At 61.9% G+C, this 310-nt stretch carries 1 pseudogene; it reads left to right on the forward strand.

Going from position 1 to position 310, the window contains the following annotated elements:
- Nucleotides 1–54: 54 nt before the first annotated feature.
- Nucleotides 55–310, forward strand: a pseudogene (locus KQX66_RS39225) (hypothetical protein); the annotation flags it as partial.

A 310-nucleotide genomic window follows, 5' to 3' on the forward strand; every position in this document is an offset into this window, starting at 1 on the left:
GCTCTACGGCGTGGTCAACCCGCGTATTCGCCACAAGAAATAAGGGGCGCTCTCATGTCTCAAATCACTGAGTCTGCAGTTAAAGGTGCGCCGAAGCCGATGACCCCGTTTCAGGAGTTCTGGCACTATTTCAAGCGCAATAAAGGGGCCGTGGTCGGCCTGGTGTATATCGTTTTGATGCTGGTGATCGCGCTCGGCGCCGGGGTGCTGGCGCCGCATGCGCCGGCGGACCAGTTCCGCGACGCGCTGCTCAAGCCGCCGGTGTGGCAGGAGGGCGGCAGCTGGCAATACATCCTGGGCACCGACGACG

The sequence above is a fragment of the Paenibacillus oleatilyticus genome, assembly GCF_018998565.1.
Taxonomy (GTDB): Bacteria; Bacillota; Bacilli; order Paenibacillales; family NBRC-103111; genus Paenibacillus_G; species Paenibacillus_G oleatilyticus.